Annotated in this window: 24 protein-coding genes; 14 read left to right on the plus strand and 10 right to left on the minus strand. The window is 57.0% G+C overall.

Features of this window, described 5'->3' with window-relative positions:
- Positions 1-14: 14 nt before the first annotated feature.
- The 4 genes from EKL30_RS10045 to EKL30_RS10060 form a co-directional block, all read right to left on the minus strand.
- The gene (locus tag EKL30_RS10045; RefSeq protein WP_126707097.1) at positions 15-917 is read right to left on the minus strand and encodes an ABC transporter permease; all 903 of its coding nucleotides are present in this window, start codon (positions 915-917) and stop codon (positions 15-17) included.
- 7 nt (positions 918-924) lie between these two features.
- Positions 925-1,866, minus strand: coding sequence for an ABC transporter permease (locus EKL30_RS10050; protein WP_126707098.1), 942 nt, complete (start codon positions 1,864-1,866; stop codon positions 925-927).
- Between the two features lie 7 nt (positions 1,867-1,873).
- Entirely contained in the window at positions 1,874-3,463 is a 1,590-nt protein-coding gene (locus tag EKL30_RS10055; protein ID WP_126707099.1) for an ABC transporter substrate-binding protein, read from the minus strand.
- Positions 3,464-3,530: 67 nt separating this feature from the next.
- Entirely contained in the window at positions 3,531-4,871 is a 1,341-nt protein-coding gene (locus EKL30_RS10060) for a D-serine ammonia-lyase (protein ID WP_126707100.1), read from the minus strand.
- A 126-nt stretch (positions 4,872-4,997) separates the two neighbouring features.
- On the opposite strand from EKL30_RS10060, the gene EKL30_RS10065 reads away from it, so the two are divergent.
- The 7 genes from EKL30_RS10065 (at position 4,998) to EKL30_RS10095 (ending at position 10,889) form a co-directional block, all read left to right on the plus strand.
- Complete coding sequence (locus EKL30_RS10065; RefSeq protein WP_126707101.1) at positions 4,998-5,960, plus strand: LysR family transcriptional regulator; 963 nt, start codon at positions 4,998-5,000, stop codon at positions 5,958-5,960.
- 55 nt (positions 5,961-6,015) lie between these two features.
- On the plus strand, positions 6,016-6,396 hold the full coding sequence (locus EKL30_RS10070) for a cupin domain-containing protein (protein ID WP_126707102.1): 381 nt from the start codon (positions 6,016-6,018) through the stop codon (positions 6,394-6,396).
- A 174-nt stretch (positions 6,397-6,570) separates the two neighbouring features.
- Complete coding sequence (locus EKL30_RS10075) at positions 6,571-7,518, plus strand: tripartite tricarboxylate transporter substrate binding protein (RefSeq protein ID WP_199748541.1); 948 nt, start codon at positions 6,571-6,573, stop codon at positions 7,516-7,518.
- A gap of 11 nt (positions 7,519-7,529) precedes the next feature.
- Positions 7,530-8,762: a CaiB/BaiF CoA transferase family protein gene (locus tag EKL30_RS10080; protein WP_370246258.1), complete on the plus strand. Its 1,233-nt coding sequence runs from the start codon at positions 7,530-7,532 to the stop codon at positions 8,760-8,762.
- A complete protein-coding gene (locus tag EKL30_RS10085) occupies positions 8,759-9,925 on the plus strand; it encodes an acyl-CoA dehydrogenase family protein (RefSeq protein WP_126707104.1) in 1,167 nt (388 codons plus the stop codon). The genes EKL30_RS10080 and EKL30_RS10085 overlap by 4 nt, the downstream gene beginning before the upstream one ends.
- Positions 9,926-9,966: 41 nt before the next feature.
- The gene (locus EKL30_RS10090; protein WP_233583006.1) at positions 9,967-10,341 is read left to right on the plus strand and encodes a hypothetical protein; all 375 of its coding nucleotides are present in this window, start codon (positions 9,967-9,969) and stop codon (positions 10,339-10,341) included.
- A gap of 68 nt (positions 10,342-10,409) precedes the next feature.
- On the plus strand, positions 10,410-10,889 hold the full coding sequence (locus EKL30_RS10095) for a VOC family protein (RefSeq protein ID WP_126707105.1): 480 nt from the start codon (positions 10,410-10,412) through the stop codon (positions 10,887-10,889).
- 207 nt (positions 10,890-11,096) lie between these two features.
- Here EKL30_RS10095 and EKL30_RS10105 read toward each other — a convergent pair whose 3' ends face one another.
- Positions 11,097-12,185: an NADH:flavin oxidoreductase/NADH oxidase gene (locus EKL30_RS10105; protein ID WP_126707107.1), complete on the minus strand. Its 1,089-nt coding sequence runs from the start codon at positions 12,183-12,185 to the stop codon at positions 11,097-11,099.
- 90 nt (positions 12,186-12,275) lie between these two features.
- On the opposite strand from EKL30_RS10105, the gene EKL30_RS10110 reads away from it, so the two are divergent.
- Entirely contained in the window at positions 12,276-12,581 is a 306-nt protein-coding gene (locus EKL30_RS10110; RefSeq protein ID WP_126707108.1) for a helix-turn-helix transcriptional regulator, read from the plus strand.
- A 57-nt stretch (positions 12,582-12,638) separates the two neighbouring features.
- Here the strand turns inward: EKL30_RS10110 and EKL30_RS10115 are convergent, their stop codons facing one another.
- Positions 12,639-13,343 (minus strand): glutathione S-transferase N-terminal domain-containing protein, encoded by a 705-nt coding sequence (locus EKL30_RS10115; protein WP_126707109.1) that lies wholly within the window; start codon positions 13,341-13,343, stop codon positions 12,639-12,641.
- 205 nt (positions 13,344-13,548) lie between these two features.
- On the opposite strand from EKL30_RS10115, the gene EKL30_RS10120 reads away from it, so the two are divergent.
- The gene (locus EKL30_RS10120) at positions 13,549-14,166 is read left to right on the plus strand and encodes a DJ-1/PfpI family protein (RefSeq protein ID WP_126707110.1); all 618 of its coding nucleotides are present in this window, start codon (positions 13,549-13,551) and stop codon (positions 14,164-14,166) included.
- 72 nt (positions 14,167-14,238) lie between these two features.
- Here EKL30_RS10120 and EKL30_RS10125 read toward each other — a convergent pair whose 3' ends face one another.
- The gene (locus EKL30_RS10125; RefSeq protein WP_126707111.1) at positions 14,239-14,697 is read right to left on the minus strand and encodes a MarR family winged helix-turn-helix transcriptional regulator; all 459 of its coding nucleotides are present in this window, start codon (positions 14,695-14,697) and stop codon (positions 14,239-14,241) included.
- 64 nt (positions 14,698-14,761) lie between these two features.
- On the opposite strand from EKL30_RS10125, the gene EKL30_RS10130 reads away from it, so the two are divergent.
- Positions 14,762-15,052: a DUF1330 domain-containing protein gene (locus tag EKL30_RS10130; RefSeq protein ID WP_126707112.1), complete on the plus strand. Its 291-nt coding sequence runs from the start codon at positions 14,762-14,764 to the stop codon at positions 15,050-15,052.
- 78 nt (positions 15,053-15,130) lie between these two features.
- Here the strand turns inward: EKL30_RS10130 and EKL30_RS10135 are convergent, their stop codons facing one another.
- Together EKL30_RS10135 and EKL30_RS10140 are read right to left on the minus strand one after the other, a co-directional pair.
- Complete coding sequence (locus EKL30_RS10135) at positions 15,131-15,985, minus strand: arginase family protein (protein WP_233583008.1); 855 nt, start codon at positions 15,983-15,985, stop codon at positions 15,131-15,133.
- Entirely contained in the window at positions 15,982-16,647 is a 666-nt protein-coding gene (locus EKL30_RS10140; protein ID WP_126707113.1) for a GNAT family N-acetyltransferase, read from the minus strand. Before EKL30_RS10140 ends, EKL30_RS10135 begins: the two co-directional genes overlap by 4 nt.
- A gap of 389 nt (positions 16,648-17,036) precedes the next feature.
- Between EKL30_RS10140 and EKL30_RS10145 the strand changes: the two genes are divergently transcribed.
- Positions 17,037-17,636, plus strand: a complete 600-nt coding sequence (locus EKL30_RS10145; RefSeq protein ID WP_199748533.1) for a hypothetical protein — start codon at positions 17,037-17,039, stop codon at positions 17,634-17,636.
- Positions 17,637-17,661: 25 nt separating this feature from the next.
- On the opposite strand, the gene EKL30_RS10150 is transcribed toward EKL30_RS10145, so the two are convergent.
- Positions 17,662-18,423, minus strand: coding sequence for an IclR family transcriptional regulator (locus EKL30_RS10150; RefSeq protein WP_126707114.1), 762 nt, complete (start codon positions 18,421-18,423; stop codon positions 17,662-17,664).
- 197 nt (positions 18,424-18,620) lie between these two features.
- On the opposite strand from EKL30_RS10150, the gene EKL30_RS10155 reads away from it, so the two are divergent.
- Genes EKL30_RS10155 through EKL30_RS10165 form a run of 3 tightly spaced genes read left to right on the plus strand, consistent with a single transcriptional unit; the run spans position 18,621 to position 22,530 of the window.
- Positions 18,621-19,715 carry an ABC transporter substrate-binding protein gene (locus EKL30_RS10155; protein ID WP_126707115.1) on the plus strand — a complete coding sequence of 365 codons (1,095 nt, stop codon included), beginning with the start codon at positions 18,621-18,623 and terminating at the stop codon, positions 19,713-19,715.
- A gap of 12 nt (positions 19,716-19,727) precedes the next feature.
- The gene (locus EKL30_RS10160; RefSeq protein ID WP_126707116.1) at positions 19,728-21,455 is read left to right on the plus strand and encodes an iron ABC transporter permease; all 1,728 of its coding nucleotides are present in this window, start codon (positions 19,728-19,730) and stop codon (positions 21,453-21,455) included.
- Positions 21,448-22,530: an ABC transporter ATP-binding protein gene (locus EKL30_RS10165; RefSeq protein WP_126707117.1), complete on the plus strand. Its 1,083-nt coding sequence runs from the start codon at positions 21,448-21,450 to the stop codon at positions 22,528-22,530. The genes EKL30_RS10160 and EKL30_RS10165 overlap by 8 nt, the downstream gene beginning before the upstream one ends.
- Positions 22,531-22,539 lie beyond the last annotated feature (9 nt).

Raw genomic sequence — 22,539 nt, forward strand, 5'->3', positions numbered from 1 at the left:
TCAAGGCAGCCGCCTTACAGACGACGCGACATGCGTGGATCCAGCGCATCGCGCATGGCGTCGCCCAGCACATTCACGCTGAGCACGGTCAGCGACAGCAAGATGCCGGGGTACAAGACCAGCCCAGGAAGAAGCTGAAAGTAGGCGCGCCCTTCAGCCATGATGTTGCCCCATGATGAGGTTTCTGGCGGCACGCCGGCACCTAAGAAACTAAGGATGGCTTCGGTAAGAATGGCCGAGGCAAACACATAAGTGCCCTGCACAACTAAAGGCGCCATGGTATTGGGCACCAGGTGACGCAGCATCAATTTAAAGGTAGGCGTGCCCAACGCCACGGCAGCTTCCACATAGGGTTCGGTGCGCACGCTTAGAATGACGCTGCGCACCAGGCGCACGACCCGCGGCACTTCCGGTACGGTGATGGCAATCATGACCGTCATCATGCTGGCACCCGACAGCGACACCAGCGCAATTGCAAGCAGAATGCCGGGAATCGCCATCAGGCCATCCATAACGCGCATGACGATGCCGTCGATCCAGCGAAAATAGCCGGCGACCACGCCAATCGCCAGGCCTATCACCATACTGAAGGTGGCAACACCCAGCCCCACGACGAGCGACACGCGTGCTCCGTAGAGAACACGAGAGAACACATCACGACCGTAGGCATCGGTGCCCAGCCAATGTTCGGCCGAGATCGGCTTTAGACGCACACTGGGGTCGATGGCCGTAGGGTCGACCGTGTGCAGCCAGGGCGCGAAGATGGCTATGAAGACCACCAGCCCCAGTACGCACAGCGATATCAGCACCGGCCCGCCTTTCAGCGTCTGGAGCAGGGCTGACTGAATCTTTGCGGGGGCAATACCTGCGTCGCCGGGCACCGAGGCGGCAGGCAATGTAGTAGTAGCGTTTGTCATGTCGGCCTCAGTAACGGATACGGGGGTCGAACACGGTGTAGAGCGCGTCGACAACAAGATTGATAAGCACGTAGGCGAGGGCAAACAGCAATATCAGCGCCTGTATGACCGGATAATCCCGTGCCAGTACCGCTTCCACGACCAGTCGCCCGAGACCGGGAAGATTGAAGACCGATTCGGTCACCACAACGCCACTGATCAGCATGGCCACGCCCACGCCGATAATCGTCACGATGGGCACCGCGGCATTGCGCAAGGCATGCCCGGTCAGTACGCTGCGTTCGCGCAGCCCTTTGGCACGCGCCGTACGAATGAAGTCTTCACCCATGACTTCGATGATGCTGGTGCGGGTGATGCGTGCGATCAACGCTACGTACACGGTGCTGAGTGCGACGGTGGGCAGCACAAGGGTCTGAACAAATGGCCACAGGCCCGCTGAAAAAGGTTTGTAGCCCTGTACGGGAAACCAGCCTAGCTTCAGGGAAAAAACAAGAATCATGACGTATGCCGTCACGAAGACCGGCACCGAAAAGCCCAGCACCGACGTCGCCATGACCACGCGATCCAGGAGCTTGCCCTGGCGCCAGGCGGCAAGGATGCCCAGCGGAATGGCGACGATGACGGACAAGGTGATGGTGCTCAGGCACAGGGCCAACGACGGCCCCATGCGCTGACCTATCATTTCAGCGACGGGCACACCGGACAGCAGTGATGTGCCCAGATCGCCTTGCAGCAAGCGCCATATCCACATAAAGAACTGGATATAGATTGGTTCGTCTAACCCCATCATCTGTCGTATTTCGGCAAGCTGCTGCGGTGTCGCGGAATCACCCGCGATGATGGCAGCCGGGTCTCCCGGAGTGAGCCTGAGGATGGCGAATACGACCGCCGCCACCATGGCCATAACGGGAATCGATGCTGCGGTACGCCGTAAGATAAAGTTAAACATAGTCAGCTCAGCTTGCAGATTTCTTGATGTTCCAGAAGATCGGTGCGGGCGAATCCAGCATGCCGGTCAGGTTCTTGCGGAAAGCGCCCGGTACGAAATACTGGCCCATGGGCAAGATCACGCCTTCGTCGATCACCAATTGCTGAATTTCGCCGGCCAGTTGCTTGCGCTTGGCTTCGTCGGTGGTGCCTGAAAACTCGACACGCAGCTCTTCGATCTTGGGCACATTGGGCCAACCAAACCAGGCCTGGGTACCGTTGGCGGCGACACCAAAGGCGCGCAGGGGGTCAAGCGCTTCGGCCATCACGTTATTGGTGGCGAAAATATTCCAGCCGCCTGCCTTGGGTTCGGCCTGAACCGCGCGGCGCGTGACGACGGTTTGCCAGTCCATGGCTTGCATGTCGACTTTGAAACCCGCCGCGCGCAAGGCCTGGGCAATCACCACCGGCTGGGCGTTTACGGAAGGGGTGTCCGTCGGTTGCAGGATAACGACCGGGGTATTGTCGTAGCCGGCCTCTTTCAGCAATGCCTTGGCTTTTTCGATATTGCCTTTGACGGTGACGTCGGCGCCGGCCTGACTGTCATAGGGCAGGCCACAACCAAACAAGGCGGCGCACGTCTTGAAATACTTGGGGTTGCCGATCAATGCTTGCAGAACCCGTGTTTGATCCACGGCGTACATGGCTGCCTGACGAATCTTTTTGTTATCGAAGGGCGCGTGCAAGTGGTTCATACGCATCACGGTTTGGTACCCCTGCGGATCCAGAACTTTGATGTTGATGTCGGCATTGCTTTCAACAATAGCGGCGAGGTCGAAAGGCAACTGTTCCAGGTAGTCGATTTCGCCGCTCATCAAGGCGTTGACCGAGGTCATGGCGTCGGGCGTGGCGATCCACTTCACGCGATCGACATACACGTTCTTGCCACCCGCGGTGCCGCTAGCCGCTTCTTTGCGCGGCTGATAATCGGTGTTCTTTTCATAGACCGCCTGCAGGCCCGGCCGGAATTCGGCGGTGACCATTTTGAACGGGCCCGACCCGACATATTCTTTAATGGGCTGGTTGGCCGGTGTTTCGGCAATGCGCTTAGGCATCATGAAAGGAGCGATACCACTGGGCTTGGCCAGCGCCCTTACGGCCAAATCCGTCGAGGTTTTAAAGGTCATGACAAAGCTTTTGGCATCGATGACTTTCATGTCGGTCATCTGCGAGCTCATCATCTGGCCCATCTTGTCTTGTGATGCCCAACGCGTGATGGATGCGACGCAATCGTCGGCGGTCACCGCCGTGCCGTCATGCCATTTCAAGCCATCACGCAAAGTGAAGGTATACGACTTGCCGTCGGCCGATGCTTCCCATTTCTCGACCATTTGTGGCTGGATCTTGTTGTCGGCGTCGGTCGCCAACAAGGTGTCATAAATCATGTAGCCATGGTTACGCGTGATATGCGCAGTCGTCATGACGGGGTCAAGCACGCGCAGGCTGGAGTGCATGACCGCGGTAATCGTTTGCGCCTGGAGCGAGGGCGCGATGGCAGCGCTGGCAAGCGCTGCGGCCAGTAAAAGTTTTCGAGGTGAGAATAATTGTTGTTTCGACATGGTTTTACCTTGCTGTGGTGGATAGAAAGTAGCCAAACGAGAGGCCGGTATGACGCTTCAAAAACGACTAACGGTGATTACTATTCTTCTGGTGGCCGAACTTTTCACGGATCACGCTTTTGCCGCGATCGAGAAAGCCGGCATATTCGTCGTCGGGCACGAACAGGCCACCGGTGGTCCAGACAATGTGATTGGCGTGCTTCATATGGGGCAGCAGGCTTTGCTGGCTTAGGTATGACTGACCTGCCTCGGTCTCGAGCAACATGCGTGGTCCGCTGAACGCCGCGGCCGCAGACGGTTCGATGCGGATGTTTTCCTGTTCATGCAGCCACGCGAGATCGGCAAACATGGTGTCGTCGGACGTCGTCGCAATGCCCGACAGCAAGGGGCGCATTTCGCTGATGGCCAGCGCTGAGGCCGCCGGGACGGCCAAACCGTCGGCCTGGGTGACGTTATCCAGCCCCACGTCGTACACCGTAATGCCGGGGCAGTCGGGATTTTGCATTTGGGCCAGAAAGCAGGGCGACGTGGTGGGCTCGACAAAAAAGCAATGCACGGCCTTGCCGAAGAGATGCTTAAGGCCAAAGGTAACGCCGGCAGGCGCGCCCCCCACGCCGCAAGGCAGGTAAACGAACAATGGATGGTCGGCGTTGACCATAATGTTTCGGGATTCCAGCTGCGCCTGCAGCCGGAAAGCCGCCACCGCATAGCCCAGGAAGAGCGAATGCGATTGCTCGTCGTCGACAAAATAGCTGTGCGGGTCGGTGCTGGCCCGCAGCCGCCCGGCCTCGACGGCCTGGGCATAGTCGCCGGAATATTCCACCACGGTGACACCGTGACGGCGCAGACGGTCTTTCTTCCACTGTTTGGCTTCGGCCGACATATGGACCGTCGCGCGAAAGCCCAAGGCGGCCGACATAATGCCTATGCTCAGGCCCAGATTACCGGTCGACCCTACCGAGATTTCATACTGACTGAATAGCGCACGGGCGGCTGGCGAGGCCAGTTGCAGATAGTGATCTGTGCCACCCAGCAAGCCATGTTGGCGCGCCAGCAATTCGGTGAATTCGAGGACCTCGTGGATGCCGCCCCTGGCCTTGATCGACCCAGCGATCGGCAGTGCATGGTCGGCCTTGATCCAGAATTTGCCGTAATGGTTGTCCAGGCCTTGGATGCCCACGATCGAAGGCAATTCCAGCAACGCTGATTCAATGATGCCGCCGCTATCGGCCAGTTCGGGAAATAGTTTTACCAGCAGCGGAGCAAATTTGGCGAAACGGGCTTCGGCGTCTTTTACATTGTTTATAGTAATGGCATTGGCCGTGCTGGCATGCGGCAACACGTTCATGTCGGGATTCAACCACAGCTGTGGCACATTACTGATTCGTCGTGATGGATCGTTGAACATCAGTGTTTTCCCTAGTATTTACGCCGTATCCATCGTTGCGACATGGACAGGTTTCCGGGTCTTATTCTGGTGGCGCAGCACTGATACCGCAAGCCATTTATATTAACTTTCTTATTAGTCTTACTAATGAAATATACGCTTTCGCCTTCTTTGCTGACGTGGTTGCGCTGCTTCGATGCGGCCGCACGCAACAACAGTTTCACCAAGGCCGCTGCTGAATTGCATGTGACGCAAGGCTCCGTCAGCCAACAAGTCAAACACCTTGAAGACCACCTTGGAGTCGCCCTATTCCACCGCACACGGCGCAGTCTGGTGCTTTCCCAAGATGGGTTCCGACTGGCCATGGCGGTCAACCAGTCGTTCCAACTACTCGACGATGCCCTGGGACAAATACGCCGCAGCGGACGAAATCACGCCCTTAGCCTGAGCTGCTCGCCGTCGTTCGCCATGGTGTGGCTTACGCCGCGCCTGGGACAGCTGTTTCGGGAAAACCCCGACCTATCGATCCGCGTCCACGGCGAATTCCAGACCCTCGATCGCTTCCGCATGGAAGAAGAGCACATTCAGGCCGGCATACGCTTCGATCCCGGCAATTATTCCGACTTATACGCAGAGCAGTTTTTGGATGAGTGGCTGATTCCGGTTGCCAGCCCGGCTTTCCTTGCTGCCCATCCCGACATCAAACAGCCTGCTGACTTGCCAAGCGCGTTCATGCTGCACGATGCCGTCCCCTGGGATAATGCCCCGGAAGATACAGAATGGAATACTTGGCTGGAAGGGGTAGGCTCGCCCATACCCACCACGCACGACGGCCAGCACTTTAATTTGTCCCAATTGGCAGTCACCGCGGCCTTGACCGGGCAAGGCGTCGCCATGGGCAGAATGGCCTTGGTGCTGGATGATCTGGTGAAGGGCCGCTTGGTGGCGCCATTTGCCATACCGGTTCGATCAAAGGCGTCGTATTACTTTATTTCGACCCGGCAGCGCAGCGAAAACGTCGGCGCCATCGAGACCTGGCTGCAACGCGAAAGCAAGCGGTTCCAACGCGCTCGCGATGCCTGGTTCAAGACGCTTCCGTGCAAACCCTAGCTTGCGACAATATTTCATGTGTGTAAAATTACTTTCACATATAGGAATACAAAGCATGACTACACCCTCTTGGATCGTTCGCGAATGCGACGTAGCTGGCTACTCTCCTGCCAATCACAGCGGCACCGTCAATCGCCGCCTTATCAGCCGCGAAACCGTCGGCGCCCAGCATGTCGAAGTTTTAGTCGGCACGATCGAAAAAAACCAGGGCGCGCTGCCCCATATGCATCCTGGCATCGAACAGGTCTGTTACCTGTTGTCGGGTTCAGCCATCGTGGAAGTGGAAGGCGAAAAAGGCGAACTGCAGCCGGGCGACTGCTGCTATTTCCCACCGGATAAAAAGCATGTGTTTACGGTAACCAGTGAAGAACCGGCCCGTCTGCTGGTTATTTACTCGCCCCCTTATGAAGAAAATCCGACGCGGGTCGTTCGCTGAACTGAGCTTTGGCCAGTGGCAATGCGGGCGAATTCCCGCTAGCCTTTACATAGCTAAACCCAACTAAAAATGATAAGCCGCTGCCTTCAGGTTAGCGGCAGGAGACAAACCATGACACTGTTATCAAAGACCTTTTTGGCCCCCCTTGCACGCCGTCAATCTGCGGGCAAGCGAATGTTAAGCGCCTCGTTATTAGGCCTGGCACTGTGTGCGACCAGCGCACTGGCGGCCTACCCCGAAAAACCCATTAACTTGATTGTGCCCTTCCCTGCCGGGTCGGGTACCGACGCCGCCGGCCGTATCTTCGCGGAAGAGCTCAGCAAGCAACTGGGGCAACCCGTTATTGTCGAGAACAAGCCTGGCGCCAACGCCACGATCGCCGCCAATTACGTCGCCAAAGCCAAACCCGACGGCTACACCATTTTTGTCACGACCAACACCTCGCATTCGGCGGCGCCATGGTTGATGAAAAATGTGACGTACGACCCCGTAAAGGATTTCACGCCGATTGCGCGCGGTGGCAACCTGCCCTTCCTGCTGGTCAGCAATCCGGCAAGGCCCTATAAAACCGTGGCTGAACTGATCAAGTATGCCAAAGAACACCCAGGCACGGTCACCTATGCCACTGGCAATAGCACCGGCATCGTCGCGGGCGCAACCTTAGGGACGGCGGCTGGCATAGAAATTCTGCCGGTTCCGTACAAGGGCACACCTCAGGCCTTGACCGACCTGGTCGGCGGCCAGGTTGATATCATGTTCACCGACTTCACGTCGGGCATGCCGTTTGTAAAGTCTGGCCGACTGCACGCCATGGCCGTATCCACTGCCAAGCGCAGCGATCTGGTGCCCGATCTGCCCTCGATGGAAGAAGCCGGCGTACCTAACTTTGATATCAATTCGTGGAACGGCTATTTCGGCCCGGCAGGCCTTCCCGACGACATCGTTAAAACCTTGAATACGGCGATCAATAAGATCGTCAACGACCCGGCCACCAAACAGCGTCTGGCGCAATTGGGCTTTGACGCCTTCAGCGGCACACCGGAAGACTTCAACAAGTTCGTTCAAGAGCAATATGTCTTGTGGGGCAAGTTGATTAAAGACGCCAACATCACACCACAGTAGAGGCTCCCGTGATTAAAGCAGTAGCAGCTAGTACCGGCCCACTGGACGGCATCCGCGTCCTGGATCTTAGTTCGATAGTGATGGGACCTTATGCCACCCAAATTTTGGGCGACCTGGGTGCCGATGTCATCAAGCTGGAGTCGCCCGCGGGCGACAATATGCGAGCGGTCGGCCCCATGCGCAATCCCGGCATGGGCGCGATCTACCTGCACCTGAACCGCAATAAGCGCTCTATTGTTCTGGACCTGAAGACGTCGGAAGGTCGCCAAGCCTGCCTGGAACTGGCCAAGACGGTCGACGTGTTGCTGTACAACGTCCGGCCGCAATCCATGGCGCGCCTGGGCTTGGCGTACGAAGATTTTGTGAAGGTGAATCCGAAACTGGTCTACGTAGGCGCCTACGGTTTTGGCAGCAAGGGACCCTATGCGGGCAAACCCGCCTACGATGACCTGATCCAGGGCATGACGGCCATTCCATCGTTGTATCAGCAGAACTCCGGCGACGTCCCTCGCTACGCCCCGCTTACCTTGGCGGACCGCGCCGTCGGCATGCAGGCCGCCATCGCCATACTGGCAGGCGTGATCCAGGCGCGCGCCTCGGGACAAGGCCAGGAAATCGAAGTGCCCATGTTCGAAGCGATGGCGCAGTTGGTGCTGGGTGACCACCTGGGTGGCGAAACCTTCAGCCCGTCCGAAGGTTCCACGGGCTACGCCCGCCTGTTGGTACCGTATCGCCGGCCCTACGCCACGTCTAACGGCTACGTCAGCGTGCTGATCTATAACGATAAGCACTGGTCGCGGTTCTTCCAGATTATCGGGCGCTCCGACCTGCTAAGCGATCCGCGCTTTAACACCCACACTGCGCGGGCGCAGCATATCGACGAAGCCTACTGCTTTGTCTCTGACACGCTCGCCACCAATACCAGCGAACATTGGCTGGAGGTCTTCAACGAGGCCGATATCCCGGCCGCGCCCTTGTATAGCGTCGACGACCTGATCGCAGACCCGCATTTGAAGCAAGTGGGCATGCTGCAAGACTTGCAGCACCCCAGCGAAGGCGCGATACGTTCGCCGGCGCCCATCGGCACCTATTCCAAGACACCGCTAAGCATCCGGCGCAACGCGCCACGCCTGGGCGAACATACGCAAGAAATATTGCGCGAAGCCGGCCTGCCCAGCGCAACCATCAGCAGCTTGCTGGAAACCGGCGCCGCCGTAAACGCTAAAAATGGGAAAGAATCGTGAGCTTTGTATTAACCGACGAACGTAAAGCCCTGGTTGCCGGGGTTGAAGCCCTGTGCGCCCAATACCCTAATGACTATTGGTTGGCGCGCGATCGCGACGGCGAGTACCCGCATGCCTTCCACAAAGACCTGGCCGACGCCGGATGGCTGGGCATCGCCATGCCGGAAGAACACGGCGGCTCGGGCCTGGGCATGACCGAAGCCGCGCTCATGATGGGCACGATCTCACGCTCGGGGGCCGGGTTTTCCGGCGCATCGGCTGTGCACATGAACATTTTCGGGTTGAACCCTGTCGTCGTATTCGGCACACCCGAACAGCGCGCCAAGGCCTTGCCGCCCCTGATCAGCGGCGAACAAAAAGCCTGCTTCGCCGTGACCGAACCCGATGCCGGGCTGGACACCACCAAGCTTACGACACGTGCGGTGCGCGATGGCGACCACTACGTCGTGCATGGCCGCAAGATCTGGATTTCGACCGCGCAAGTGGCCGACAAAATGCTGCTGCTGGCGCGCACCACGCCCTTGTCAGACGTAAAGAAACCGACCCAAGGCTTGTCCCTGTTTTACACCGACCTGGACAAAAGCAAAATCGAAGTGCGCGAGATCGAAAAAATGGGCCGCAAATGCGTTGATTCCAACATGCTGTTCATCGACGGCCTGCGCATTCCCGTTGCGGACCGCATCGGCGAAGAGGGCAAAGGCTTCGAATACATTTTGCATGGGCTGAACCCCGAACGCATCCTCATCGCCGCCGAAGCGGTAGGCCTGGGCCGCGCCGCGCTCGATCGTGCCGTGGAATACGCCAAAGAACGCGTCGTGTTTGGGCGCCCCATCGGACAAAATCAAGGCGTGCAGCACCCCCTGGCCCAAGCATGGATGCAGCTGGAAGCCGCCGACCTGATAGTACAAAAAGCCGCCTACCTGTACGACGAAGGCCTGCCTTGCGGCGAATACGCCAACTCCGCCAAATACCTGGCGGCCGAAGCGGCCTTCAACGCCTGCCAAACCGCCGTACTGACATTGGGCGGCATGGGTTACGCCAAGGAATATCATGTAGAACGGTATCTGCGCGAAAGCTTCATCCCGCGCATCGCACCGGTCAGCCCGCAGTTGATCATGTGCTTTATTGCGGAAAAGGTGCTGGGGTTGCCGAAGTCTTATTGAGAGTGCGCAGTCGGACGTGTCCCGGGCCTACACTGGGATACGTGACCACCGAACTGCGGGCGCAAGCCACATTCAGAACCGTGAAGCCTCTGACTACGCCAGACGGGCGATACATCGTCGTTCGCGGACGCCTTTGGCGCGCGAGCAACCCGAATCTTTCAGACGCAGAGCGAACTGCGCTGGTGCACGATTTAGCGGCCGCCCGCCGGGAGGTGAAAGCCGCCCTTCGAAACCCTGACCCTACCCGCCTTGCTGAAGCACGGGCCGCGGTCAATGTCGCCAAAGTTGCGCTGGGGGAGCGCGGCCCGCCGTGGTGGACGGACGGTGCGAAGGACTATAACCGTTACATGGCGAAGAATACGCCGTATGCGCAATGGTATGGGGAAGTGGCGGCGTTGCGACCCGATGGTACGTAAGTTGCTGAAACACGCCAGTCGCCGCTGCGGCTCGAATGGCGCGTCTGTCCCACTTCAGGAGAATCCCAATGGTCAGCAAAAACACGGTTTGTCTTTGGTACGACGGCACCGCATTGGAGGCCGCGCAGTTCTACGCCGAGACATTTCCGGACAGCGCGGTGCAGGCAGTCCATCGCGCGCCTGGCGACTACCCCTCCGGCAAGCAAGGCGATGTCTTGACGGTCGAGTTCACGGTGATGGGCATACCTTGTCTTGGCCTGAATGGGGGCTCGGCATTCAAGCACAGCGAGGCATTCTCGTTCCAGGTTGCGACCGATGATCAAGCCGAAACAGACCGCTTATGGAACGCGATTGTCCAGAACGGCGGCCAGGAAAGCGTATGTGGCTGGTGCAAGGACAAATGGGGCCTGTCGTGGCAGATCACGCCACGCGCCCTGACGGCCGCAATTATCGATCCTGATCCGGCAGCGGCCAAGCGCGCCTTCGAAGCGATGATGGGAATGGTAAAGATCGACATCGCGGCAATCGAGGCGGCGCGACGCGGCTGACGCCCCGATGCCGGATCAAGCTATATCGGGTACGCCTCGATTACCTCGCGTACCTGCGTGAGCACGCTTGCCAGTTGGTCAAGAGGCACGGAACTCAAACCTAGGCGCAGGGCCTGCGTACTGGAATATCTGCAGCGTCAGCTCGACGGCACGCTCGCCGCCGACGCAGAGACGCATATGCGCTATCCCACCGCCATCCTTTTTCACTTAATAACGCTCAAGCCAATGGGCGTATGGCGCTGGTAGCGTCCACGATGGGCGTTCTGCTTTGAGCTCCTTGGCGGCGAAATAAGTCCAGTGGGGATTCGCCAGGTGGCTTCTACCGACCATGACAAGGTCCAGCTGCTCTTCTTTGACGACGCGCTCGGCGATTTCCGGTGTGCCAAATCCCCATGCTGACGATACGGGGACATCCGCTTCACGACGCACGCGCTGGGCGATTGGTCCCAAGAAACCCGGGCCCCAAGGGATAGACGTCTCGGCAATCGTAAAGCCGATGCTGACACTGATCATGTCCATACCGGCCGCTTTGAAATCGCGCACCAACCCGATCGACTCGAGCAAGGTTTGTTCATCACGTCCGTCATACTCGATAACGCCAAAGCGTACGGTCAGAGGAAGGGTTTCTGGCCAGACTTCGCGTACTTCGCGCAAGGTCTCTAACAAGAAACGGGAACGATTTTCAACGCTTCCGCCGTAGATGTCGTCCCGATGATTCGAATGTGAAGAGAAAAAACTTTGCGCCAGATAACCATGGGCGAAATGCAGTTCCAGCCATTCGAATCCAACGTCTCGCGCGCGATTGGCAGCGTCGACAAAATCTTGACGTACGCGTGCAATATCATCCAAGGTCATTGCCTGAGGTTCTTTGGGCAAGCCTTTGCCGTAGGCGATGGCCGATGGCGCAATCGTCTGCCAGCCGCGCGCATCGCTTTCAGCGATATGGTCGTCTCCTTCCCAAGGGGCATTGGCGCTGGCCTTTCTTCCGGCGTGGGCGATTTGGATTCCGGGCACAGAGCCCGCTGCCTTGATCGCTTCCACAACCGGTACAAAGGCTTGGGCCCGATCATCGCTCCAGATGCCGGTACAGCCCGGGGTAATGCGACCTTCCGGGGATACCCCGGTCGCTTCAACGATGACCAGCCCTGCCCCGCCACGCGCCATGCTGGCGTAGTGGGACAAGTGCCAATCGTTGGCGTAGCCATCCACCGCCATATATTGACACATGGGCGGTACGGCAATTCGATTGCGCAGCGTAACGTCTTTGAGTTTGAAGGGTTGGAGCAGTGCAGACATGATGGCCTTTCTGGAAAGAAAAATTCATTCGCTAGTTCGAAGATATACGAACAATGGAATAAGTATAAGCCAAAGGTTATGATGCCGCTCATGCGCCCATTCAAACATCCTGCCGCTAGTGAGCTTTCCCTAGAACGTGTGCTCTACGCGTTAAGCGATTCCATTCGCCTGGACATCGTTCGACATCTTGCTCGCGTCGAGGCTGCCACTTGTGGCGAATTGGACGGCGGGCGCCCCAAATCCACCGTATCGCACCACTTCAAGGTGTTGCGTGAAGCCGGACTGGTGTCAACGAAGAATAATGGCACGATTCACATGAACACCCTGCGACGTGCAGATATTGAAAGTCGTTTTCCCGGCTTATTGGCCGCGATACTGGCACAGCAAAATCACTAGAAGTTTCCGGCAAGCGTGGTCGTCGAAGAAAGTCGACGACCCGCACATCGCTATTCTTTAGACCCGCTTCGGACTGTCCAGCCCTTTTACTACCGCTGGGCGCGCAACAAACGCTTCAAGTGCGCGGGTCACTTCGGGAAAGTCACGAATACCCACCAGATCGCCTGCCTCGTAAAAACCGATAAGGTTACGTACCCACGGAAACGTGGCGATATCGGCGATGGTGTAATCGTCGCCCATAATCCAGTTGCCATCGGTCAGCCTGCCGTTCAATACCTCGAGCAGCCGCCTTGATTCGGCCACATAGCGGTCACGCGGACGCTTATCTTCGTAGTCTTTGCCGGCAAACTTGTGGAAAAAACCCAGTTGCCCGAACATGGGGCCAATGCCGCCCATCTGGAACATCAGCCACTGAATCGTCTCGTAGCGCCGGGCAGGGTCCTGCGGAATGAACTGGCCTGTTTTCTCGGCCAGGTAGATAAGAATAGCACCCGACTCAAACAAAGCCAGCGGCTCTCCGTTCGGTCCGTTTGGGTCGATGATGGCCGGGATTTTGTTATTGGGATTAAGCGACATGAATTCCGGCGTCGTCTGGTCATCGGTCTGAAAATTGACCAGGTGTGGCTCGTAGGGCAAGCCGGTCTCTTCCAGCATGATGGACGCTTTCACGCCATTCGGCGTTGGCAAGGAGTAAAGCTGAATCCATTCGGGATGCTCCGCCGGCCATTTCTGGACGATGGGAAAGCTGGAAAGATCGGACATGTGTGCTCCTGTGTTGGGCGGTGAAGGTTAACCTTATAACTTTAGTAGCGAACTTTCAAATCGACTGACCCGGCGTTATCGGTATTGCCACCGCCAAATTGCCCATAGGCGATAAAACTGAGCAAGGTGCTCGACAATTGATTGATTCTGCCGACTGACTATCTTACGATGCCTAATTTCGACCTTATAACAAGAAGACGACACCATGCACATCGCTATCCTTACCTTCGACGGATTCAACGAACTGGATTCACTCATCGCATTCGGCATCCTTAACCGGATTAAAAAGCCGGACTGGCGCGTATCGATCGCCAGCCCTACTGCGCAGGTCCGGTCCATGAACGGAATAGTGCTCGAATCCCATGTATCGCTTCGCGAGGCAAGTGCTGCCGATGCGGTTCTTGTCGGGAGCGGCATGAAGACGCGTGAAGTCGTCGCGGACGACGCGTTGATGGCACAGCTGCAGCTTGACCCGACCCGGCAATTGTTAGCCGCGCAATGCTCTGGCACGCTGGTGCTGGCCAAGCTGGGGTTGTTGGATAGCATTCCGGCATGTACTGACTTGACGACGAAGCCTTGGGTGCAAGAAGCCGGCATCGACGTGCTGAATCAAGCATTCTTTGCAAAGGGAAATCTCGCCACGGCGGGCGGGTGCCTAGCGTCGCCGTATCTTGCGGCCTGGATCATTGCCCGCCTTGAAGGCATCGAGGCGGCGCAGAGCGCGCTGCACTATGTCGCACCGGTCGGAGAGAAAGACGACTATGTGTTGCGAGCGATGGGAAATATTGCCCCGTACTTGCCGGAGGCCTTTGTAGCCGCCTGAGGCGGCACGAGTCCACATGCCGGTGTCGCGGCGCCAGCATGTTATCTCGAGCTTCATCTCGCGAAGCTCAGATTACGTACATGCGGATTCTGCGGCCTTGGCCAGCTCCGACATGGCCTGCCTCGCCGAACGAAGTTTTTCGTCACCCATGCGAAGGACGAGTTCCGCTTTAGCCCGACTCCACACCGGGGACGCATCGACCACGAGCTGACGCCCAGATGTCGTCAGAGCCAGCCGCTTTCCAGCGCGGCCACGTCCGCCTTCGGCGTGGATTAAATCTCGGCTCTCCAGATTCTGAACATTTCGACTGAGGGTAGTCGGATCGACCCCGGCCCTATTCGCAAGATCGACGAGCGTCGCTCCCTCGGCCGCGCCTATCCCGACCAAGAGGCTGAATTGCTCGGCCGTCAGCCCGAGCGGCTTGAAGCAGGCATTGTAATATCGCGTCAGTGCACGGGCCGTGGCACGAGCCTGGAAGCCCGGACACTGCTCTGCGACGCCCTTCAAAAACTCTGGATCAAAACTGTTCACGTCTACCCCCTTGACAACCCCATCCTTGCATAATAATGTATATGCACTATTAATGGGAGACAAAATGCCAGCATACGTACATATCAATCTACGCGTCATCGACTCCGCCAAGCAGGCCGCGCTCGCTCCACGTTTCCAGGCGGCGCTAAAAGAGGCGGGCGGGCAGATTCTACATTTCGGTCCTGTTGCGCAGGTTCTAGAGGGGGATGAGGTGCCGCTGCCAATGGCCGGCGTATTTGAGTTTCCTACTCTCGCGCAAGCGCTAGCCTTCTACAATTCCGAGAAGTATGCGCCGATCAAGGCCGAACGTCGGGAAGCCCAGCAAGCGCGGATGTTCATCGTCGAAACCGTGTGAAGAGCCTGCCCTGACCTGTATCGTCATAGACCGGACACAAACCTCTACGTGCACATCACCGCTCGCACGCCGATAGCGTTAAGAGCCGATCTTTGCTGAAGACCTGATTGGAAGCAAGGGCTGAAGTGCATCGAGCAAGCGATGGGCAGCAGCCTCAGTACCTTCTGGCGTCGTATCTGCCTCAAATTCCGCGATCTCAAGTCCGACGACTTCGCTGGTCGCAACCGCTTCTGCGATATGGCGCAACTCGGTCAGGCTAAGGCCGCCCATGACGCTGTAGTCAGTTGGAACCAAACCGGGTTCCAACACATCGCAGTCCAGATGCAAAAAGACAGGGCGGCCAGCCACGGCCGCAGAAACTCGTGCTGCGATGTCAGGGCCTGGAGGGATGAGCGTCACCGCGCCGCGAGCGATGAGTTCTTGCTCGAACGGGTCAATATCTCTGGCTCCGACAAGAATCGTATTGGCCGACGAAAGCCCGCAACCAAAGCCAGAGTCCCATTCTCCAAGCGGCCCGGATAAGGCCAGCCCTCCAAGGTAGCCGGTTGTCGTGCTATCCGGAGTGTTTATGTCTGCGTGCGCATCGAGCCACACAACGACTGCGTCCGGTCGGTGCCACGCAACGACAGGCAGCGTGGCAAGTGAGACCGCACAGCGGGAAAGTGCGGTGAACGGTACAGCTTGTTGCTTGAACAGTTGCTCGTATCGCACGGCCATTGCGCAAAAGGCTGGGCGTGCAGCGTCGAGCTCGACCTGCCATCCGGTTGCCAATGCCTGTTCAGGCTGACTTATCACCACCGGATCAACACCGAGGCGGCGGGCCAATTCCCATGCAATGGCCGGCGACCCTGCCATGGCACGGTCGTTGTGGTCACCGGCTCGGCCGGCGAAGTGTGTCAAGGCAGACGTGACGGTGAAAGTTGAATGGTTCAAGCGGCTCTTTCTTCGTTTGTTGACAACGCCCGTAACGCAGCGCCGTCCGGGCCAAAGTTATCGAATTTCAACCACGCCTTGATTGCTTCTCGGCGAAGATCCCACTCATCTTCGAGAATGGAATACCAGGCGATGTCCATAGGCTGTCCCTTCACAACGATAGCCCTACGCCAAATACCCTCAGGAATAAATCCATAACGACGCGCTGCTCGCATTGATGCAATATTTTTCGAGCAACATCTCCAGACCAAGCGTCGATACGCTAGGTCGTCCATGGCGTACTGCATAAGTAGAAAAATAGCTTCCGTGGATTGTCGGGTGCGTTGCAAAACTGGAGAAATCCAGATGCTGCCGACTTCAATCGCCCCGTCCGTTGGAGAAATATCGCAAAGCGAAAGCCATCCGCCCACCCGACCACTGGCCTCATCGCGCACGGCCCAGAAAGGCTGGTAGGCGCGCCTGGAAAGTTCATCGACCGTGGCTCGCATGGCATCAATACTGGGGAAGGGTCCGTATCGCAGATAAGTGAAACTGGCGTCCGCACTTTGCGCTGCCTCCCAAAGGTCGGCAGTGTGGTCTGTATGCAAAGGCTCAAGCCTCACATAGGAACCAAGAAACACTCGTTTCTCGGGCAACGGTCTAGGTAGTGTCAAATCGTCCACATTAGCCTCGGAATGGAGATGCTGAAGACCACGAACTGCTGATGACCTACATGATGTGACCTTAGGAGTCTTTTCGCAAACTAGTTTTAAGCCAGCGGCAAAACGCAGCGCAACCTCGAAGCAGAATTCCTACGATCAAAGGCCCGTTGCATGTAGCAATATGTAGCAGCCAGTCGCTCGAAACACTTTGTTGTTCATATTAATTTGTAGACTGCATCAATCGGACTACGATGAATCACAACAGATTATCGATGTTCTTTATTCGCCATAGAAAATGATGCGCAGACAGATTATAGGTAGCGTAGTTGCGTGACCCAAGGTCAATCTAACGCTTCAGCACGCTGTGTGCTGTAGGCCGGAAGCTTGACCGCAATCCAAAGGAGAGAGCAATGACTAAATCGTTTTTTGCACTTGGTCTTAGCATCGGTGTGTTGATTTTCGCCGACATGCCGGTTGCCACGGCAGCCGACAAAGCAATGCAACATGACAAGTCAGCTGGGCCAGCTTCAGCCACCAACGACAAAGCGCTGATTACTAGCGCGATGTCAGCAGCCCCTGCAAAAGTCGGTACCGGCGCCACTATCGTCGCTGCGGAAGCGGAAGGCAAGATGCGCACGTTGCGTGAAGGCACGAACGGCTTCACCTGCATGCCCGATAACCCGACCACGCCGGGCCCCGACCCGATGTGCTTGGATAAACCGGCGCTAGAATGGGCCACGGCGTTGATGCAGCACAAGCAGCCAAGCAGCGGCAAGATTGGCTTCATGTACATGCTCGCAGGTGGCACCGATGCCAGCAACACCGATCCCTACGCAGCCAAACCGGAAGCGGGCAATAACTGGGTCGAAACCGGCGCGCATGTCATGATCGTCGGCGCGGATCCCAGTTTCTATGATTTGTACCCGAAAGACGCCAAGCCCGATACGTCAGCGCCCTATGTAATGTGGCCAGGAACGCCATATCAGCACCTGATGGTACCGGTTAAGTAGTCGCACCGAGCCTGAATTAGACGCATTAAATATTCTGCTCCAAAAACCTGCAAGCCACGCGCAGCTTCTGGGCGTGGCCTTCCAGGTTGCTTTCGATGCGATACAAGGGCCCCGCAATCGAGATGGCGTAATCGTTGCCTGACACCTTCACTGGCCAGGCTATGGCGCCCACGTCGTCCATTGACTCGCCCAAATTAGCGAACCAGCCGCGTTCGCGCGAGCCTTTGATGTCGGCTTCGATGGCGTCTATCGTAACCAGCGTACGCTCGTTATAGGCTTGAAGGCGGCGGCCGGAAAACATTTTCTTGCGCACGTCGACATCCAGCGTAGACAACAATGCCTTGCCCAGAGAATTGGCATGAATGTCTTTCAGTGCGCCGGCTACGGCGACGTAGCTGATCGGATGCGGCGACGCCAGCACATCCAGATACACGACCCGCTTGTTCATTAAATCAAGCTTGGCGAACACAACCGTTTCGCGCGTGGTGTCGCGCAGTTCCTCCAGGCTGGGCTGCACTTTTTCAAGAATAGGGTCGGCGCTGGATATGCGCTGCGCCATGGCAAGCAGGCGGCCGGTCGGGTAGTAGCCCTGACGGCGGCCTGCTTCATATAAATAACCACGCCCGGCCAGTGTTCGCAGCAAGCCCAGGCAGCTTGACACCGGCGCATCCAGATGCCGGGCAAGCTCGGATAACGACAAGGGCTTGGTCTCGCGGGCAAAGATCTCAATAATCTCGATGACCCGTAATGCGGTCTTGACGTTCGTATCAGGTTTCTTGTCAGTCATGGATGGCGCACATAAAGGGCTGAATGCATTTGGCCATTTGGCCAGAGTGCCGATTATAGGACGCGCTTTGCGTCACAACTTAATGCTTGCAAAAGACGAAAGCCTGGTCGTATTCTTAGGAAGCAATAAAGTTACAAAGACATCAGGGGGTTGCCGCCTCAGCGACTCACGATAATAGACTTTGGACGGAGACAAACATGAAAGCCATAGCCAAAACTATCGGCGCGTGCATGCTGGCAGCGGCCGTATCCACCCCACTTTTTGCCCAAACCTTACCCGACTACTATCCCGCGGACTATAAGAAATTAGTCGAAGCGTCCAAATCTGAACAAGGCGTGCTGGTTTACTCGGTCATGTCCGCGCAAAACTGGAAGCCAGTGCTCGATACCTTTAAAGAAAAATACCCCTGGATCAAGGTCGAGACACTCGACCTTTCCAACGAGATCTGGTCGCGCTACTACAGCGAGAAAGCCGCCAATTCGCGCACGGCGGATATGGTGATTTCGCTGGGCGTAGGGCCGTGGATCGAGTTCGTCAAAAAGAATGAGGTCGCCCCCTACCAATCCCCGGAAAGTAAACATGTGCCCGACTGGAGCAAGCCATTTCCCGGTGTCTACTCGATCTCGGCCGACCCGGTATTGATCGCCTGGAACTCAAAGATTCTGCCAGATAAAAAAATCGACTCAATGGCGAAGGTGGCTGAACTGGCCGCCGATCCCAAACTGAAAGGCAAGTTCACGACCTACGATGCGGCGTCGGGCCCGTTGGCCGCGGTATTCCCCTGGGTATGGAGCCAGCATCACAAACAAGATAGCTGGGCAATGCTCGATAAACTGGGGCCGGTTTCGAAGCCGGAACGCTCGGGCGGGCAAATGCTGTCCAAGCTCGTCACCGGCGAATATGCCGTGGCGTATTTGACCAGTGCGATTACGGTGCTGCCCAAGCTGGAAAGCCCGGGCGTGAAGGGCATTATCAAATGGAGCTTCATTACCGACGGCCAACCGCTCTATGCGCGCGGCATGGCGGTGACCACCTCAGCAAAAAGCCCGAATTCGGCAAAGCTACTGCTGGACCACGCCCTTTCGCGCCAGGGCCAGATAGGCTGGGGCCAGGGCGGGATGACGCCGGTGCGAGATGACATCGCCGAGGGCGACGTACCGTTCTTTACCTACAAAAGCGTCGTCAAGGCCGTAGGCGGTGAAAAAAACGTCGAAGTTTTGGCCTACGACCCGAATTACGACACGGCGATCCAGGACTTCACCAACCGATGGAAGAAGGCCTATACGCACTGATAGGGCGTTCACATGGAAACCGCACTTAATCCTGAGGGCGGCATAAGCCGTCCTCAAATAGGAATGTGGCCCGGCAAGATATTCCAGACGGTCGTGACCGTGCTGGTCGGGTTTCTTGTCCTGGCGCCTTTGCTTCCTATGGTCATTCAGGCCTTTATCGACAAGCCTTTGTACGAGGCAGGCCCGCACTTTACGACCGCAGCATTCGCGCGCCTGTTAAGCAATAGCCATTTCTATTCCGCTCTCTGGAATACGATTATTTTTGCGACGGCCTCCACCGTCATCGCCCAAATTTTCGGGATTGCGGGGACGATACTTATCTCCCGCACCGACTTGCCGGGGCGGCGCATCGCAAGCGCGGTATTTATCTGGCCATTGTTCGTTTCGCACTTGGTACTGGCTTTCGGCTGGATTGTGGGCTTCGGTCCAACCGGCTTTATATCCGGGCTCGCGGCGCAATGGTTTGGCGACGTTCCATGGAATCTGTATAGCCTTTCGGGGCTATCGATTGCCGCAGGAACGGCACTGGCCCCCCTGACCTTTCTTTATTGCATGAGCTCGGTCAAAACCATCGATCCGGCGCTGGAGTCCGCCGCCCGTATTTCCGGTTGCGGCCCAATCAAGACGCTGTGGATAATAACGATGCCCTTATTGAAGCCAGCAATATGGGCCAGCGCCACATTGAACTTTATGCTCGCGGTCGAATTGCTGGCCTTGCCGCTATTGCTGGGCGGGCCGGCAGGACTGCAGTTTTTGATCACGTTCTTGTACGAAACAGGCATCGAGGCCAACAATCCCGATTACGGTGTCGTGGCCGCTTGTGCCCTGCTGCTGATTGGGGTGATTTCATTATTGATCATGTGGCAGACACGCAGCATGGGCGATACTCGGCGCTATGTAACGGTCGGCGGTAAAGCGGCACGGCAACGTCTGTTAACCCTGGGAAAATGGAGGTGGCCAGCGTGTATCGCCGTAAGCCTATATCTGGGCATCACCGTTGTGTGCGTGATGGGCGCCGTCATCTTACGCTCGGCAACCAGCATGATTTCACCCTATATGCCGATAGCCGAGCTTCTGACGCTCGAGAACTATCAGGCGGTATTTGCTTTCCCCGAGTACGTACGTTCGATCATCAATACTGCCTTGGTAGCGATTATCGGGGCGGCGATTGGAACCGCGCTGGTAGCGGGCACTGCAGCCGTGTCACTTCGTTCTGACTGGACGTTGAGCAAACCGCTGCAATTTGTCGCCATGTACCCGCGTGCCGTCCCGGGTTTGCTGGTCGGCATAGGCGTATTCTGGGCAGTTGCCTGGATTCCCGGATTGCACGTTATCCAGAACACAATCTGGATTCTTATCTTCGCTGTGCTGATGCGGCATTTTCCTACCGGTCTGGGTGCGGTCACGCCTTCCCTTCATCAAATCAGTCAGGATCTGGACCGCAGCGCGCGCGTGGTCGGCGCTACCTGGTTGACGACCACGCGGCGCATCATCTTTCCGCAGCTGTATACGCCCCTGGCCGCCTGCTACATCCTGCTGGTCATCCACTTCATCAAGGAATATGCATCGGTGGTTTTCCTTTTTGGACCGGGTTCCGAAATGCTGGGGACCACCATGCTGTCTTTCTGGGTTCAGGGCGAACAAGGCGCCGTTGCTGCACTTGCCGTCGTGCAAATCGCCATGGTGGTGGTATTGCTGGGTCTGTTTCGGATACTCTTCAAGGTGAAAATTTATGGCTGAAATCGTGATTTCCAACCTTGTCCAGCATTATGGAAATGTACTGGCTGTTGACGGTGTCTCGTTGCGTGTCAACGACGGTGAACTGGTATCGTTGCTTGGGCCCAGCGGATGCGGAAAATCAACGACGCTTGCTGCGCTGGCGGGCCTGGAACGCCCCACCAGCGGGTCTATTATCGTGGGCGGCGTACCTTTCTTCGATTCGAGTAAAGGTATTTATCTACCGCCCGAAGCGCGCAACTGCGGCCTGGTATTTCAGTCTTATGCCCTGTGGCCCCATATGTCGGTGATCGACAATTGCGCCTTTGCCCTCAAGTTACGAAAGATCAGCAAGGCCGACCAGAAAAAGCGAGTCATGGACGCGCTGGAATTGGTGGAAATGCAAAGCTTTGGGGACCGCTTTCCCTACCAACTGTCGGGGGGACAGCAACAGCGGGTGGCACTCGCGCGAACCCTCACCTACGAACCGACCATACTGCTGCTGGACGAACCTTTATCCAATCTTGACGCCAAATTGCGCGAACGGGCACGCAGCTGGCTGCGCAGTCTACAAAAGAAAGTCGGCCTGACCACGGTTTTTGTAACGCATGACCAATCGGAGGCGCTTGCCATGTCGGACCGTGTGGCGGTGATGAACGGCGGAAAAATCATACAGTACGACACCCCGCAAGCCATTTACGACCAGCCGAAAGATCGCTTCGTGGCCGATTTCATTGGCTCGAGCGTATTGCTTCGGACCCGCGTTGCTGCCCATAACGGCGACTCGCACACACTGATCTTGCCGGATGGCCAGCAGATCACGCTGCAAATCACGTATCCCGCCAAGCAAGATGAACTCATCGATGTGGCGATACGTGCCGAGACGCTGAATCTAATCGCGGGTACACCGGCTCGTCCGACCCGAGCGCTTAAAGGTCAAATATCCAACGCCAGCTATCTGGGTTCGCACTATGAATGCGACTTCACTGTCGGCCAGGTGCCTTTGCGGATAGAAACAACCATCCCATTGGAGTCCATCGGATCCGGTGAGTTGTGGGCCGAGCTTACCGACACTCGTTACGCTGCCTTTCCTGCCTGAATAAGAAGA

The organism is Candidimonas sp. SYP-B2681 (genome assembly GCF_003971065.1).
Taxonomy (GTDB): domain Bacteria; phylum Pseudomonadota; class Gammaproteobacteria; order Burkholderiales; family Burkholderiaceae_B; genus Pollutimonas.